This window comes from Weizmannia sp. WK01, from assembly GCF_025905465.1.
Taxonomy (GTDB): Bacteria; Bacillota; Bacilli; order Bacillales; family Bacillaceae_C; genus Weizmannia; species Weizmannia faecalis.
Genome location: NZ_CP109616.1, coordinates 1,909,622 through 1,924,657 on the forward strand (window position 1 = coordinate 1,909,622; position 15,036 = coordinate 1,924,657).

Below are 15,036 nucleotides of genomic sequence, written 5' to 3' on the forward strand. Positions count from 1 at the left end.
AGTCATTTTAGAGAGGAGAAATGAACATGGCCACTTATAGAAAACGCGGCGACAAATGGGAATACCGGATATCATATAAGGACCCCGTCACTGAAAAATATAAAATAAAGTCAAAATCCGGTTTTTCAACAAAAAAAGAAGCGCAGATAGCCGCTCAAAAAATGGAGAATGAAATTTTGGAAGGTGTTGAGCAGTCCCCTATTTCTTTGAAAAACTTTTTGAACACCTGGCTTTATGAGTTTAAAAAAGATACGATCCGAAAAAATACTTTCAATCTTCATAAACAGAATATCGAAAAGCATATTCTCCCCTATTTTAAGGAAATTAAGCTGGCCAACGTCAAGCCGATTCTATATCAAAAATTTCTATATCAGTTAATTGACCAAGGTTACAGCAAACGCACAGTCGAAATTGTACACAGCACTTTGTTTAATGCATTTGAGAAGGCCGTGATCTTGGGGAAAGTTACCAAAAATCCATGCATTGGGGCGATTGTAAAGGGGCAGGAGAAAAAAAGAGATTTGAAATATATTGAAACCGACCGTATTGCCGATTTTTTGAAAGAAGCTTACAAGTATGATTATATTTATTGGATGTTTTTCAATGTATTGCTGGAAACTGGCATGAGAAAAGGCGAAGCAGCCGCTCTGCAATGGTCAGATATCGATTTAAAAGCCGGTACGATCAGCATCACCAAAACATTGGACTTTCAGGCAAAATCAAAAGAAGAGCTGTTTGGCGATCCAAAAACTTACAATTCAAAACGGGTGATCACAATTAGCAAGGGCCTGATTAACGATCTGACTTTCCATAAAAAATATCAAAATCAAAATAAGCTCGCCCTGAACGAAATATATCACCACGACTTAAATTTGGTTTTGTGCCGTAATGATGGGAATTTTATGCCGAAGTCCAGCCTGTTTAATGCCTTTTCCCGTATCCTTAAGAGAGCAGGCATTCCTCCCCTTCCGATTCATTCGTTGCGCCATACGCATGCGGTTATTCTGCTGGAAGCCGGAGCTGATTTAAAATACATCCAGGAGCGCCTTGGACATGGCAGCATCCAAATTACATCTGATGTATACAGCCATATCTCGAAAAAAATCGAACGCGAGAAAATCGAAAAGTTTGATGACTATTACAGCCGGATCAAAAACTGAAATTTTTTTGGTCAAATTTTGGTCAACTAATTATTCACCACCCCAAAAAAGCAATTTGACCAAAATACAAAAACCCCTCAAAGCCTTACGCTTCAAGGGGTTTCTTGCTTAATACATTTCGATATACTGGTCGCGTTCCCATTGGTGGACTTGTGTGCGGAACATATCCCATTCAATTTCCTTAGCTTCAAGGAAGTGTTCGAGAATGTGATCGCCAAGGGCGTCTACCATTACATCATCCGATTTTAAGTTTTCCAGCGCCTGCAGCAGTGTGCCCGGGAGGTCGACAATGCCGGCTTCTTCTCTTTCTTCTTTCGTCATGACATAGATGTTGCGGTCGACCGGTTCCGGCGCCTGCAATTTGTTCGCGATGCCGTCAAGCCCTGCTTTTAACAGGACGGCGAGCGCGAGATACGGATTGGCAGACGGGTCAACGCTGCGCACCTCAACGCGCGTGCTTAAACCGCGGGAAGCCGGAATCCGCATGAGCGGGCTGCGGTTGCGAGCGGACCAGGCAACATAACAAGGCGCTTCATAACCCGGCACAAGCCGTTTATAGGAGTTCACCGTCGGATTCGTGACAGCCGTAAAGTTCGAAGCATGCTTCATAATGCCGGCAATGAACTGGTATGCCGTATCGCTCAGCTGCAGTTCTGCATCGTTCGGGTCATAGAATGCATTTTCTTTTCCTTTAAAAAGCGAAAGATTGGTGTGCATCCCGGAACCGTTCACGCCAAACAACGGTTTCGGCATAAACGTCGCATGCAGGCCATGTTTGCGTGCAATCGTCTTGACCACCAGTTTAAAGGTCTGGATATTGTCGCATGCCCTGACTGCATCCGCATATTTAAAATCAATTTCGTGCTGGCCGGGTGCAACTTCATGGTGGGACGCTTCAATTTCAAAGCCCATTTCCTCGAGTTCCAATACGATGTCGCGCCGGCAGTTTTCGCCAAGGTCCGTCGGCGCCAGGTCAAAATAGCCGCCGTTGTCGTTCAGCTCCAGTGTCGGTTCATTTTTTTCATTCAGCTTGAAGAGGAAGAATTCCGGTTCAGGCCCAAGATTAAAACTCGTGAAGCCAAGTTCTTCCATTTCTTTCAATACCCGTTTCAAATTATTCCGCGGATCACCTTCAAACGGGGTGCCGTCCGGATTATAAATATCGCAAATCAGACGGGCGACTTTCCCTTTCTCAGCGGTCCACGGGAAAATGACCCATGTATCATAGTCCGGATACAGATACATATCCGATTCTTCAATCCGGACAAACCCTTCAATCGAAGAGCCGTCGAACATGATTTTATTGTCGAGCGCTTTTTCAAGCTGGCTGAGCGGGATTTCCACGTTTTTAATCGTCCCCAAAATATCCGTGAACTGCAAGCGGATGAATTTCACATTTTGTTCTTCGGCATTCTTCAAAATATCTTCACGTGTAAACTTAGGCATGAACAGTATTCCTCCCTTTAGGCAATAAAAAGTATATATCTAAGCTATAAAACTAGCTTTTCAACAATGTTAATGGAAAAACCGGGGCGCATCGGACAACCGCTGGCTCGGTCTTTGAAAACGGCCGGCCTGCAGCAGTTCCTGGCGAAGCCGTTTGCGGATTTCTTCATCCGTTACATGATTTTTGACGAGTACCGGCCCGGTTCCGCGGCGGTCGTTCATCAATAAGATTTTTTTGATGCCTGCAATATTGATCCCCTGATCCAGCAAATCTTTAATATCAAGAAGCCGGTCGACATCATTTAAAGAATAAAGGCGGCGATTGCCTTCCGTTCTTGCCGGTGTAATCAGCTCGTGTTCTTCATAATAGCGGATCTGCCGGGCCGATAAATCTGTTAGCTTCATAACGGTTCCGATCGGCAAAAGCGGCATCGAACGGCGGATTTCTTTTCGACCCATGTTATACGCTCCTTTTCTTTATATTTTTACTATATTCCATGTGAGTTTTTTTGTCAACAAAATGTTATATTTTCTCACATCATTTTTTATCCTCAGGAAGGCAAAACGAGTTTTTCGCGGATTTCCATCCATTCTGCCACGTTCACACTTTCTTCAAGGGCTTCAAGACGGGCATCGAACTGTTCGGCAATATCGAGTAAAGCTTCCGATTGCATTTTCGCAAACTCTTCCTCCAGCCATGAGCGGAACGAACCGGCAAGCTTTTCTCCTTGCACGTCAAGATACTGCTGCGCAAGCGGTTCAAACATCGCCTGCAGTTCTTCCTGCATGCCGGCTTTTCCCCCTTTTTCAAAAAAAGTGCGCGCATTTTTAAAATGGCGGAATGCCTTTTCAAACGGTTCCAAATCCGTTTCCGAAAAGGCCGCAGGAAAATCAGGCGTAGCGTGTGCGCCCGCTTCAAACGTGCTGACAGACAAATCAGGAAGCAAACGTTTCATCTCCCTGTTCCATTCCGCGCTTTGCAATGTGAATAATTTCCGGCAATGGGCTTCAAGCCTTACATTTGTCGCCCGCATCTCCTGCGCAAAATCATAGCCAACGAGTTCTGCAAGCTCTTGAAGGGCGCCCGGCAAATCTTTCGCTGCCTTCACCGTTGCCGGATTAAAAGCTTCCTTGAAAAAGTCGGCGAAGCGGTAGAAAACGCGCTGTTTTACGTAATAGAGCAGCTCCTTCTGCTCCTGCATGAAGCTGTCCGTGAAAAACGCCGGCTTTGTATTTTTCAAAATGGCTTCTGCCTCTTCCCGCCGTTTCCGGAGAAGTTCCCGTTTCGCTTTCTTTGTTTCAATCGATTCATTGGCATCGCGGATCACGGCATCCACCATGGCAAGGCCGCGTTCCAGCTCGTTTTGTGCAGACTGAAGCACCATATTCAGCAAATCATGGTCGAGAAATTGGCGGAAGCCCGCTTCAAATTCGGCCATTTTCGCTTCCTCCCGCCTGCCTGAAAGCGCAAGCAGGCTTGATACACCATAAAGGCGCGGATTGCGGATGCCGAAATGGAGCAGTTGACCCCTGACATAGTCCATCACTTCTTTATATTCTTCGCCGGACGAGGCAAGATCAATCGCATTGACAATAAAAAACATCTTATCCAGTTCAAATGCTTCTTTTACCCGCCCGAGCTGGATGAGAAATTCCCTGTCTGCGCGCGCGAAGGCATGGTTGTAGTATGTGACGAAGAAAACCGCATCCGAGTCTTTAATATATTCAAATGCTACGCCGGTATGCCGGGCATTGATCGAGTCGGCTCCGGGCGTATCGACAAGCGTAATGCCAAGTCTTGTGAACGGGCAATCATAAAACAAATCAATGGATTCAACAAAACAAGACTGGGTTTCATCGGCAACAAACCGGCGGAACGCTTCCATTCCGACATTCAAGTTCTGTCCGTCCCGCCCGTTAAAATCAGGGAAGCCTTTCGCAAAGGCACGCAAAAAAGATAAATGGACTTTTTCGTTTGCTTTGCCCGTTTCTTTTGCTTGTAAAGTTTCAATTTTTTCAAGCGCTTCTCCGAACGAACGGCAACTATGCCCGAAAACAGCGAGCGACTTGTTTACATCTTCCAGCATCTGCGCCTCCGTTTTCAGCTTTACGGCTGCTGTTTTATGCGGATGTGCCGCATCAGGCGGGCAGATCCTGCAAATGGCCGCTGTGGTGGGATTCGGTGAAACCGGCAGTACTTTTTCGCCGGCAAGCGCGTTTGCAAAAGACGATTTTCCCGCGCTGAACGCGCCGAACAGCGCAACGGTATAGCGGCGGTTTTTCAGGCGCCTGCTTTTGGTTCTGAGCGTTTCGGTATACCGCCCGAAACCGTGCTGGTGCTTAAGCAGCGTAATCGCCTGCTCTATTTTGGCAAGCACGGTTTCAGGCGGCAATGTGCCGGCTTGTTTTTCTGTCGGGCCCGGGCTTTCTAAAGCCTTGCCGGTTTCTTCAGGCTGTTTTGCATCCTTTTCCCCGCGATACACCCGGTAATGCGCCTTTTCACCCGCCCATTCTTTCTCTATTTCAGCCAGCAGCTGTTCCGGATGTGCGGCAGGCGCTTTCAATTCAGTCCGTTTTTCGGCAAGCTGCCTTTCTATTTTTTCGAGATTCCTGTAAGCCTCTGCCAGTTCTTTTGCCTGCACGGCCTTTTTCCGAACCATTTTAAGCTGTTCATCCGTTTCCAAGGCAGCCTGTTTCAGGACGAGCGCTTTCCAATCGTTCCAAGCCTCACGGGCGGCTCGTTTGATTTCATCCGAGACATTTTCGCAATAATGGAGGATATAGTCGCCTGTCAGCCGTGCACCCTCTTTTACCTGGGCGGCGAGCATTGCTTCGCTGAAATCTGCTTTAAGCATGCCGGCCTGTTGTTCCAGCATTTGCGCGCCAGCAAGATGCAGCGGTTTTAAAGCTTCTTGCGCCAGCGGGCGGAGATGCCAGTCGATTTGTGCTTCGGTATTGGCTTCGAGGGCGGCATAGAAATCATGGAGCCGCTGTTTTCTTGCTTCTTCGGTTTTTTTCTTCTTTGCAAAAAAACCGCCGGCATGGAAATCTTTTTGCATGCTTTCAAGATACGCCTTTGCTTTCTCTCTCGTTTCAAACGGCATTAAATAGGCGCCGTCCAGAAGCGTTTGAAGCTTTTGCCGCGTATCCTCATCCCAATTTTCAATGCGGGTAAGAAGCGCCCGTTCTTTTTCAAGCCACTCTTGTTCCGCTTCGTACGCTTCCGTTTTCCCGGTGCCCGAATATTTTGCAAGCACTTCCTCATATGCTGCTTTTTGCGGTGCGTACTGCGCTTCAAGCCAGTCGTCATGCTCTTTTTCCAAGACGCTTAAGGATGCTTCAACAGACCGTTCCAGTCGGGCGGATTTTTCGGAAACGGCGTGGTCAATGAGCGCTTTCAGCCGGCCAAATTCATTATCGGGATGATCCGGGTCTTTTAAAGAGGTGTAAAAAATGCCGCCCGGCTGGACATGCCAGGATGCAAATGCATTTTCAACCCCCCGCCGGAATGCGGAAAACGGCAGCTCTTCGCTCTGGTGCTTGTCAATCTGGTTAATAATTAAATAAAGTTCAAGCCCGTGATCGAGCAGTTCTTTTGTAAAGGTAAAATTGAGTTCCGACTGGACATGGTTGTAATCCATCACATAAAAGACAAGATCCGCCATATAAATAGCCGATTCCGTGGCAATCCGGTGCGCATCGTTGGTTGAATCGACACCCGGCGTATCCATCACCGTCAATCCCGCCGGCAAATCGGAATCGGGCTTAGTGATTTCAATTTCCTGGACATGCCCTTTTTTGCAATAATTTTTGACAACTTCAAAATCATACGGCGCGTGAAAAATCAAAGGGGCTTCCCCTTTTTCATAAACGATGGCACAGTCTTCCGTCCCCTTTTCAATTTTGACAAGATTGGCGCTCGTCGGAATCGGGCTTGACGGAAGAACACGGCTGCCTAAAAGCGCGTTAATCATGGTGGACTTGCCGGCTGAAAAATGCCCGCAAAACGCGATATGAAAGTCTTCGCGGCGGACTTTTTTCAGCAGGTTTTTCGCTTTTTCCACCCTTTGTTCATCCCCGTTTTGCCGGAAATGTTCAATTAAGCTTAAAATCCGTGTTGTGTTTTTGCTTTTTTCCTGTAGTTTGGCCATCACTTTACTCCCCATTGTGTGTTGATAGCTCTATTTTAACGAATTTTTCATCGTATTCATACTATATTAGACTCATTTTTTCCCTTGCCTGGGCGAATGCCGCGGGCCGCGGATAATTTTCCGGAAAAAAACCTATAATATGGCTGTATCAGGAGGTGACCGCAGATGGGATTATTTCGTTCCCTTTCTGCCTGGCAGTCCGCAAGACGTGAAAAATACATATCCACGATGCAGGAACAAAACAAATGTCCGGATTGCGGCGGGCGCGGTTTTATCATGCCGGCCGCATACGAATACGCTTATCCGTTTGACTGTTCCGGATGCAACGGAACGGGCTCCTTTCAGGAATGGCAGTCAAACCGGCAGTAGCCGCCACACTTCGGCGGCTTTTTGTTTTGTTAAAATAGTACGGGATTTTCCCCGCCTCAGCGTGACGGCAATATGCCGGCATGTTATGATGAAGTGAAGAGAAATTAAAAGAGGTGGGGATAAGATGTCCGAAAAGAAAGCCTGGCACATAAACGGTTTTCTCGGGATTTTAGCGATTGTCGTTTTCGCGCTTCTAGGTTTGTTTTTCCTTTTTGCCGTCAATTTTTTTGCCGGTATTGTCCTGCTTGCCATAAGCGTCCTGCTTGTCTCGGGAATTTGTGTCATCCAACCGAATCAGGCGCTGGTTGTCACTTTTTTCGGCCGCTATGTAGGCGCGATCCGGGAAAGCGGCTTTTACGTAACGATCCCGCTCAGTGTAAGGCGGCGCGTTTCGTTGCGGGTAAGGAATTTTAACAGCGCCAAATTAAAAGTGAATGACGTGGACGGAAATCCGATTGAAATTGCGGCAGTCATCGTGTTCCGTGTAGTGGATGCTGCAAAAGCCGTGTTTAATGTGGAGGACTACGAGGAATTTGTTGAGATTCAAAGCGAAACGGCGCTCCGCCATGTTGCCACAAAATACCCTTATGACAGCGCGGAGGAAGAAGGAATTTCACTGCGCGGAAACGGGGAGGAAGTCTCCAAACATTTAAAAGAGGAACTCCAGCCGCGCCTTGACGTTGCCGGCGTGGAAATTATGGAAGCGCGCCTCACGCACCTTGCCTACTCTACAGAAATTGCCAGCGTCATGCTGCAGCGCCAGCAAGCTTCCGCCATTCTTGCCGCCCGGAAAAAAATCGTGGAAGGGGCAGTCGGCATGCCCAGATGGCGATTGCGCAACTGGAAAAAGACGGCTTTGAACTGGACGAAGAGCGGAAAATGGTGATGATCAACAATCTGATGGTTTCGATTGTATCCGACCGGGCCGCACAGCCGGTCATCAATACCGGCGATTTAAATTAACCCGAAAAAAGCTGAACCGGATTCCGGTTCAGCTTTTTTCATGCTGTCAGGATGCCTGTGTCCCGACTTTTTTCACCTTTGCTTTTGCCGCTTGTTTATTCGGAAGGATATGGAAAAAAAGATTCAGCACAATCGCCGTCACACTGCCTGCGACAATCCCACTTTGCGTAAGGAGCTGGATATTCGATGGCAAACCTTTGAAAATATCCGGTACCACCGTGACGCCAAGGCCAATCCCGATTGAACAGGCAATGATAAACAAGTTTTCGTTATTGGCGAAATCGACTTTGCTTAGCATTTTGATGCCTGACGCAATGACCATCCCGAACATCGCAATCATCGCCCCGCCGAGTACGGAAGATGGAATAATCGTCGTTAGGGCGCCTAATTTCGGAATCAGCCCAAAAAGGAGCAAAAAGGAGCCGACAAGTACCATCACGTTTTTCGATTTCACGCCCGAAAGCTGGATGAGGCCGACGTTTTGAGAAAAAGCGGTGTACGGGAAAGCATTAAATAATCCGCCAAGCATGACGGCAAGACCTTCAGCCCGATAACCCCTCGCAAGGTCATCTTCATGGAGCGGCTGTTTGGTGATCCCGCTTAAAGCGAAGTAAACACCGGAAGACTCCACAAGACTGACGAGCGCCACAAGGATCATCGTGATACAAGCGCTCCACTCAAAAGTCGGCATGCCGAAATAAAACGGCTGCACGATATGCACCCATGAGGCTTCCGCAACCGGGGCAAAGCTGACCTTTCCGAACAATGCAGCCGCGACGGTGCCGATTGCCAGCCCGATTAAAATCGAGATCGAACGGATAAACCCTTTTGCAAACCGCTGCAAAAGGACAATAATGAGCAAAGTGCCGAATGAAAGAGCAATATTGGTCAGGGAGCCGAAATCTTTGCTTCCGTCTCCGCCCGCCATATCTTTCATGGCAACCGGAATAAGCGTCACGCCGATAATCGTGACAACCGACCCAGTTACAACTGGCGGGAAAAAGCGGGCCAGCTTGCTGAAAAATTTGCTGATCAAAATGACAAACAGCCCTGATACGAGAATGGCGCCGTACACAGCTGAAACGCCGTACTGCTTGCCGATTGCGATCATCGGCCCAACAGCGGTAAAGGTGCAGCCGAGCACAATCGGAAGCCCGATGCCGAAAAACCGGTTTTTCCAGATTTGCAGCAGTGTCGCAAGGCCTGACATGAAAATATCAACGGAAACAAGATACGTCAGCTGCCTGCTGTTCATCCCCAGGGAACTGCCGGTAATAATCGGCACAATGACAGCACCCGCATACATCGCCAAAACGTGCTGGATCGCCAGTACGGTCATTTTCGTTTTTTCCGGTTTCATTTGGCATGCGCCTCCTCTTGAAATGTGACCGTACCGTTTTCAAGCGACCGGATGGATGCGAGCGACTCCACGCGGATGCCCCGGTCGCGCAGCCTTTTTCCGCCCGGCTGGAATGCTTTTTCAATCACAATGCCGATGCCGCAAAGTTCAGCCCCCGCCTGGTCTATTATATCGATCAGCCCTTCTGCTGCCTGGCCGTTTGCGAGAAAATCATCGACGATAAGCACCCGGTCAGCTTGATTTAAAAAAGCGCGCGAAACGGAAATGATATGGTTTGTTTGTTTTGTAAATGAATGAACGGAAGCTTCATATACGTCCGCGTCCTGCGTGAACGGTTTTCTTTTCCGGGCAAAAACCATCGGAACGTTTAATTCAAGTGCTGTCATTAATGCGGGCGAAATACCAGAAGATTCGAGCGTCAAAATTTTGGTTACACCATCCTGCTTAAACAGCCCGGCAAATGTTTCCCCGATCTGTTTCATAAGGACAGGATCGACCTGATGATTTAAAAAAGCGTCCACTTTCAGCACCTCGTCCGAAAGCACGATGCCATCTTTTCTAATTTTTTCTTGTAAAGCTTTCAATGTTTTTCCTCCTCTTTGCCTTCGCTGCATTGATCTTGATTGAAACATGCGGCCTTCAGAAAAAAAGCCCAAAGGCCGCTGCACCCACAAAAAATGGAGTAAGCAACGCCTTTGAGCTTTTTCATGTGCAAAAAGGAAAAGGAACATCCACAACGTTCCCATTGCCCACCCATAGTCAGGCCGTTTACGGCAGCCTGGTAGAAACTTGCGGGCCATATTCCCGCGATTATATGAGTGAATGCGTTCAGTTTTTATAATAAAAGTATAAGGGTATCTTTCCGGCATGTAAAGACGAAATTTCCGAACGGCGGATTTTCCGTCTTTCTTTTTGTTCGCGTTTGGCAAAATGCAGGCAACATCCGCCGAAAATTTTACAGAAAAGTCGGCGGGCAACATGGATAGAAAAACCGGAATATCCACCGTTTTTTCCATCGTTACAATTGCCTGTGTTAGGCTACGCACACCGGATCTGCAGCATACGCAGGTTTCCGGTTTTCTTTCTGAAACCGGCGGCTGCCGCACTGTTTGTTAGCCGAAAGTTCTATCTTAATCTTTGATCCGGTATACATCGGTATATTTTTCGGTTAAGTAATCAATCAAGTATTTCGGGTTGAGCGCTTCACCAGTGGCATCGCGCAAAATATCGGCAGGTTTTTTCAATTTGCCGAACCGGTGAACATGCGCCGTGAGCCATTCTCGGACCGGCTCCAGATTGCCCGATTCCACAAGCTTGTCAAAATCTGGAAGCGATTTTAACATCGCATGTTTGAACTGGGCGGCGTACATCAGGCCGAGCGCATAAGACGGAAAATAGCCGAAATCCCCGCCGGCCCAATGCACATCCTGGAGGACGCCTTCCCCGTCATGTGCCGGCCGGATGCCAAGATAGTCCTCATATTTCGCATTCCAGATTTCCGGGAGGTCCCCGATTTCGATTTCATCATTGAGGAGCGCTTTTTCAATTTCATACCGCACCATAATATGAAGCGGATACGTCAGCATATCGGCTTCAATCCGGATCAGGGATGGTTTCGCCTCGTTCACTGCACGGTAAAATGCTTCAAGCGGCACGTCATCAAACTGCCCGGATGCAAACTGTTTCAAAAGCGGATAATTTTTCTTCCAGAACGGAAAAGAACGGCCGATGATGTTTTCAAAAAACAGGGATTGTGATTCGTGTATCCCCATTGACGCGCCTTCTGCAAGCGGCGTACCCGACAGATCTTTTGAAATATGCTGCTCATACAAAGCGTGCCCGCCTTCATGCATGACACCGAACACATCGACGCGCCAGTCGTTTTCATTATAACGTGTCGTAATCCGCACATCCCCCTGGTTGATGCCGGTTGCAAACGGATGCACCGTTTCATCCAGCCGTCCCGCCTCAAAGTCAAAGCCCATTTGCTTTAGAATTTCAAGCGTAAACGCTTTTTGCTTTTCTTTCGGGAACGGGTGAAAAAGAAATGCCGTATCCGGTTTTTCTTCCGACATACTGATTTTCTGGACAAGCGGCACAATCGCATCCTTCACTTGTTTGAACACACGGTCGAGCACATCGACCGTCATGCCCGGTTCATACAGATCGAGCAGGGGATTATACGGATGGCCTTCATACCCCCAGTAGCGGACAAATTTCTTTTTGAATGCCACGATTTGTTCGAGATAAGGCTTGAACAAGGAGAAGTCTGCTTTTTCCTTTGCTTCTTCCCAAACATTTTCCGCTTTCGAGACGAGCACCGTATAAGCCTGGTATTCGTCAGGCGGGATTTTTTTGCTGCGTTCGTATGTTTTCCGGCATTCTTCCAATGTACCGGCTGTCCGTTCCGGCAATTGCTGCTTGTGCGGCAAAAGCTTCTCCAAAAATTCGGCCATTTCTTTTGAAGTTTGCATGTCAAAGACTTCACCCGATAAAATGCCGATCACTTCCGCGCGCTGCCCGACGCCTTTTTTCGGCGCGCCGGTCCGCAAATCCCAGTATATGAGGGCGAGCGCTTCTTCATAAGCTTTGATTTTTTTGACATATGCCAAAAAGTCCTGCTCCAGTTTTTCAATCGACTCTGTTCCCATCATCATGCCTCCCGTCAAATCACTTGCACGTCCATCTTATCATGTTTCACGCGGCGCACAAACGATAACCATTCGGCTTGCTTAGTTTTCTGTTTTCCGCGGCAGGCGCGGTCCCCAAAACTGGTACAGATCGGTTTTGATCGACCCGTTATAAAGCTTTCTCTTTTTCGTCGCTTTTTTGCCGTATGCGCGTTCAAACTGTTCGTCCGACGTCAAAATATAAACTGACCACGTGTCAAGCTTGGCAAATGCCCGGCCCATCTCCCGGTACATGTTTTCCACTTCCGCCCGTTCACCAATTCTCTCACCGTACGGCGGATTGCCCACAATCGTGCCGTATGCTTCCTGCGCCGTAAAATCGGCCACTTGCATCTGTTTAAACGTGACGATGCCGCCAAGCCCTGCCTCATTGGCGTTTTGCTGTGCGATTTCAACCATCCCGGGGTCGATATCTGAACCGGCTATATCAAGCGGCTGGTCGTACTGGGCGAGATCTTCCGCTTCTTCGCGCGCTTTTTCAAAGACGGTCTCACTCATCCACGGCCATGTTTCACATAAAAAATCGCGGTTAAAACCCGGTGCAATATTTTGCCCGATGAGCGCAGCTTCGATCGGAATCGTGCCGGAGCCGGAAAACGGATCGCGAAACGGCCGGTCCGGGTGCCAGTTTGTCAGCCGGATCAGTGCAGCGGCAAGCGTTTCTTTGATCGGTGCCGGCCCTTGTGCCGCGCGATAGCCGCGTTTATGCAGCCCGGCCCCGCTTGTATCGATCGTAATCGTGGCCACGTCTTTTAATAACGCCACTTCTATTTTAAAAAGCGGGCCGTTTTCTTCAAACCAGCTCGTTCCTTTATAGCGGGACTTTAGCCGTTCAACGATTGCTTTTTTGACGATCCCCTGGCAGTCCGGGACACTGAATAGCTTTGACTTGACCGATTTTCCGGTGACGGGGAACTCGGCATCGCGCGGCAGAAAATCCTCCCAGGGAACCGCTTTTGTCCCTTCAAACAGTTCATCGAAAGTTTCCGCCTTAAATTCAGCGGCTTTGATTTTGACGCGGTCCGCGCACCTCAGCCAAAGATTGGCACGGGCAATCGCCGATTCATCCCCGGCAAATTCGATTTTCCCGTTTTCCACCGTACAGTCGTAGCCGAGTGCGCGCACTTCTTTTGCTACAAGCGCCTCGATCCCCATTGCGCTTGTCGCGATCAATTGAAAGTCAGACATTTTCCCACCATCTCTCGTCTAATATTTCTTATTGTATGGCATGCCGTACCAAATAACACGTTTTAAAAAATTATGTATAAAAAAGGCCGGGCGCCTGCTGTATATCAAAATACCGCAGCGCCGGCCCGATTCTTCCGATTCAGCCAGAATAACGTTCTGTAAGCCATGTTCTGTGCCTTTGTACTGCAAACGATGTGGCGTCATCTCGTACGAAGGCGGTAATCATCTATCTACAAGCAATACGCTTGTCTCTTTCCTCGTTCATTTCCTCAGAAAGAGTGCCTCTACCATGATTTGAGTTGCTCACTTGCGGGGTTTACCTCGTTCCACCTTTACGGTTTCCCGTAAAGCTTCGTCACTGTGGCACTTTCAAGGGTACTCCGCCATGCCGTTAAAGGTTTAGGCGTTTTCCCTGCCGTCAGCCTTGAATCAAGGCTGCCCTGGCTTATGAATTCGCCAGGCACAAACACTACGGGCATCTCAGCACCGTGCGAGCATGGACTTTCCTCAACAGCCGTTTTCAGGCTGCAGCGATTACCCGAACGTTATTCACAACGCTTATCTATTATATAAAAAGAAACCGGGACTTGCAAGCTGTAATTTTTAACGGATGTGTCAATTTCTTCCCCCTGCATTGCCATACCGGGTTCGGGCAAGCGATTGTCTGTTTTTTTATGCCGCTTCCCCGTGCCCTTTTCCACAGAAAAATTTCACACATTTTTTAGCCGGCTATTCATTTAATTTGTTGCCGAAAACATGTTTTTCAAGATTGGACAGCCGTTTTAAAATATCGAAATTCGTTGTCCCGGTCATTTGCTGTACAGGCTGCCGTTTTGCCAGTTCTTCCGCCTGCTTTTTGAGCCGGAGGTTTTCCTGCTGGAGCTCCTCAATCGTCTGATTAAACGTTTCATAATCTTTTATGATCAGATCCAAAAATTTGTCTACTTCTTCCTGCCGGTAGCCTCTGACAGCCGTTTTAAACTCTTTTTCCAAAATGTCTTTCGCCGTCAATTTAATTTGATCCGATAACATGTTTGCACCACCTTACATCTCCCAGACATAATTTCATTTTTTCAAAAACCTTTTTATTTGTCAATTGTACCACAGCTTGCCTAAAAATCTGTCTGTTCTTCTTCTATTATTGCCTGTAAATCGTAAAAGTCAATGATGCGGATGTCATACGGATGCGATTCGCTGAACTTTTTTGCAGCTTCGAACAAGTATTTCGGAGACCCTTCGCGTTCTTCGTCATACACAATCATCAGGCAGTCGCTTTTATGTAAGAAAATCCGGTTTTTATTGCGGAACTGCTGCGGGCTTTCGTACGGCCTTTTCGAGATGGCGGCAACAAAATCGGCCTGGGAAAGCACCATCTCGTAGTATGCTTTTTGTTCGTCTTTCCACTTTTCTTCCTGCCCTTCAAATGGCATTAACACAGCGAGTTTAAGTTCCGGGTATTCCGCTTGTAGATCAAAAACGGTTTCAGCGGCCCAAAGTTCGGTGCCCTGCTGCCCGGAAATGAGGACCCATTCGTACCCTTCATCGAGCAATTCCACTAACCGCCTTCTGATGGCCGTTTGGATATAGCGAATACCCGGGTGGTCCGTCCCGAATATCCCCAGTTCATACGGTTTATAACCTGTAATGGCGACAACTTTTCCCAATGCATTTCGCTCCTCGTTTTTTGTATTCCTAAAAGCAGGACGGCA

11 protein-coding genes, 1 other RNA gene, 1 pseudogene and 1 riboswitch are annotated in these 15,036 nt (G+C 47.9%); of the genes and pseudogenes, 3 read left to right on the top strand and 10 right to left on the bottom strand.

Annotation, left to right across the window (positions count from 1 at the left end; translation table 11 throughout):
• The first annotated feature begins 26 nt into the window (after window positions 1-26).
• Window positions 27-1,160 (top strand): site-specific integrase, encoded by a 1,134-nt coding sequence (locus OF158_RS08980; protein WP_264302922.1) that lies wholly within the window; start codon window positions 27-29, stop codon window positions 1,158-1,160.
• 108 nt (window positions 1,161-1,268) lie between these two features.
• Here the strand turns inward: OF158_RS08980 and glnA are convergent, their stop codons facing one another.
• The 3 genes from glnA to OF158_RS08995 all read right to left on the bottom strand — a co-directional run bounded on the left by glnA (window position 1,269) and on the right by OF158_RS08995 (window position 6,757).
• Entirely contained in the window at window positions 1,269-2,606 is a 1,338-nt protein-coding gene (gene glnA, locus OF158_RS08985; RefSeq protein WP_014098212.1) for a type I glutamate--ammonia ligase, read from the bottom strand.
• 69 nt (window positions 2,607-2,675) lie between these two features.
• Entirely contained in the window at window positions 2,676-3,065 is a 390-nt protein-coding gene (locus OF158_RS08990; RefSeq protein WP_014098211.1) for a MerR family transcriptional regulator, read from the bottom strand.
• 92 nt (window positions 3,066-3,157) lie between these two features.
• The gene (locus OF158_RS08995) at window positions 3,158-6,757 is read right to left on the bottom strand and encodes a dynamin family protein (RefSeq protein WP_017550446.1); all 3,600 of its coding nucleotides are present in this window, start codon (window positions 6,755-6,757) and stop codon (window positions 3,158-3,160) included.
• A gap of 165 nt (window positions 6,758-6,922) precedes the next feature.
• Here OF158_RS08995 and OF158_RS09000 point away from each other — a divergent pair, with 165 nt between their 5' ends.
• Together OF158_RS09000 and OF158_RS09005 are read left to right on the top strand one after the other, a co-directional pair.
• On the top strand, window positions 6,923-7,126 hold the full coding sequence (locus OF158_RS09000) for a hypothetical protein (RefSeq protein WP_014098209.1): 204 nt from the start codon (window positions 6,923-6,925) through the stop codon (window positions 7,124-7,126).
• A gap of 124 nt (window positions 7,127-7,250) precedes the next feature.
• A pseudogene (locus OF158_RS09005) lies at window positions 7,251-8,089 on the top strand (SPFH domain-containing protein).
• Window positions 8,090-8,135: 46 nt separating this feature from the next.
• On the opposite strand, the gene OF158_RS09010 reads toward OF158_RS09005, so the two are convergent.
• From OF158_RS09010 to OF158_RS09040, 7 genes are all read right to left on the bottom strand, one after another.
• Complete coding sequence (locus OF158_RS09010; protein WP_014098207.1) at window positions 8,136-9,449, bottom strand: nucleobase:cation symporter-2 family protein; 1,314 nt, start codon at window positions 9,447-9,449, stop codon at window positions 8,136-8,138.
• The gene (locus tag OF158_RS09015) at window positions 9,446-10,033 is read right to left on the bottom strand and encodes a xanthine phosphoribosyltransferase (RefSeq protein ID WP_014098206.1); all 588 of its coding nucleotides are present in this window, start codon (window positions 10,031-10,033) and stop codon (window positions 9,446-9,448) included. The genes OF158_RS09010 and OF158_RS09015 overlap by 4 nt, the downstream gene beginning before the upstream one ends.
• A 152-nt stretch (window positions 10,034-10,185) precedes the next feature.
• Window positions 10,186-10,287: riboswitch (purine riboswitch) on the bottom strand.
• Window positions 10,288-10,579: 292 nt separating this feature from the next.
• Window positions 10,580-12,100 (bottom strand): carboxypeptidase M32, encoded by a 1,521-nt coding sequence (locus tag OF158_RS09020; protein ID WP_014098205.1) that lies wholly within the window; start codon window positions 12,098-12,100, stop codon window positions 10,580-10,582.
• A gap of 81 nt (window positions 12,101-12,181) precedes the next feature.
• A complete protein-coding gene (locus tag OF158_RS09025; RefSeq protein WP_014098204.1) occupies window positions 12,182-13,327 on the bottom strand; it encodes a THUMP domain-containing class I SAM-dependent RNA methyltransferase in 1,146 nt (381 codons plus the stop codon).
• A 154-nt stretch (window positions 13,328-13,481) separates the two neighbouring features.
• Window positions 13,482-13,873, bottom strand: an RNA gene (gene rnpB, locus OF158_RS09030) — RNase P RNA component class B.
• 183 nt (window positions 13,874-14,056) lie between these two features.
• Window positions 14,057-14,359 (bottom strand): cell division regulator GpsB, encoded by a 303-nt coding sequence (gpsB, locus tag OF158_RS09035; protein ID WP_013859462.1) that lies wholly within the window; start codon window positions 14,357-14,359, stop codon window positions 14,057-14,059.
• 80 nt (window positions 14,360-14,439) lie between these two features.
• On the bottom strand, window positions 14,440-14,991 hold the full coding sequence (locus tag OF158_RS09040; RefSeq protein WP_014098203.1) for an SLOG family protein: 552 nt from the start codon (window positions 14,989-14,991) through the stop codon (window positions 14,440-14,442).
• Between the last annotated feature and the right edge of the window lie 45 nt (window positions 14,992-15,036).